The sequence below is a fragment of the Variovorax davisae genome, assembly GCF_030316845.1.
In the GTDB taxonomy this organism is placed as follows: domain Bacteria; phylum Pseudomonadota; class Gammaproteobacteria; order Burkholderiales; family Burkholderiaceae_C; genus Variovorax; species Variovorax davisae.
The window spans coordinates 1-1,181 of record NZ_JASZYS010000043.1 but is presented as its reverse complement, the minus strand read 5'-3'; the positions used below and the strand labels follow the sequence as shown (position 1 = coordinate 1,181).

Here is a 1,181-nt window from a genome sequence, read left to right as displayed (position 1 = left end):
CGCAGGCGGGTGGAGAACTCGCGCAGGCCGGCGATGCCGCTGGCCTCGGCGCGGTGGCACCAGGCGGCCAGGTCGGCGGCCAGCTGCTCGCGCGAATGCGAGGTGTTGAGCCACAGCTGGCGCAGCTCTTCGCGCATGGTCACCATCTTGTCGAGCACCGGGTGGGCCGCACGGGCCTGGACCAGGTTCGAGCGGGCGTCGGCCGGCACCTTGTCGTCGTCGCGGTGCAGCCAGGTCTTGGCCGCCTTCAGCACCGACAGGTCGGCGCCCTTGGCCTTGAGCTGGGCCAGCTCGTCGCGGGTGGCTCGGCGCATCTCGCGCGCATAGCCGGCCATGACTTCGTAGCGGTTGGCGATCACGGCCTCGAGGGTCTTCTCGTTGGCCACCGGCACCACGTCGCCGATCAGCATCTTGGGCGGCAGCTTCTTGACCTTGGCCCAGCCGATCTTCTGCATCAGGCTGATGTAGACCCAGCCGATGTCGAACTCGTACTTCTTGACCGAGAACTTGGCCGAGGTCGGGTAGGTGTGGTGGTTGTTGTGCAGCTCTTCGCCGCCGATGATGATGCCCCAGGGGATCAGGTTGGTGCTGGCATCGGTGGCTTCGAAGTTGCGGTAGCCCCAGAAGTGGCCGATGCCGTTGACGACGCCGGCGGCCCAGAACGGAATCCAGAGCATCTGCACGGCCCAGACCGTCAGGCCCAGCATCCCGAACAGGGCGACGTTGAGGATCAGCATCAGGCCCACGCCCTGCCAGCTGTAGCGGGTGTACAGGTTGCGCTCGATCCAGTCGTCGGGCGTGCCGTGGCCGAAACGCTCCATCGTTTCCTTGTTCTTCGATTCCTTGCGGTACAGCTCGGCGCCGCGCCACATGACTTCGTCGATGCCCTTGACCTGCGGGCTGTGCGGGTCGTCCACGGTCTCGCACTTGGCGTGGTGCTTGCGGTGGATGGCGACCCATTCCTTGGTCACCATGCCGGTGCCCAGCCAGAGCCAGAAGCGGAAGAAATGCGAGGGGATCGGGCCCAGGTCCATGGCCCGGTGCGTTTGCGTCCGGTGCAGGAAGATCGTGACCGCCGCGATCGTGATGTGCGTGGTGACGAGCGTGTACAGCACGACTTGCCACCACGTGAGGTCCCACAAGCCGTTTCCGAGCCAGTCGATGGCCGCGCTCAGGACGGC

At 66.1% G+C, this 1,181-nt stretch carries 1 protein-coding gene; it reads right to left on the bottom strand.

Features of this window, described 5'->3' with window-relative positions; translation table 11 throughout:
- Positions 1–1,181, bottom strand: a 1,181-nt coding sequence (locus tag QTI33_RS35045; protein ID WP_286511351.1) for a DesA family fatty acid desaturase, incomplete at both ends; no start/stop codon positions are given.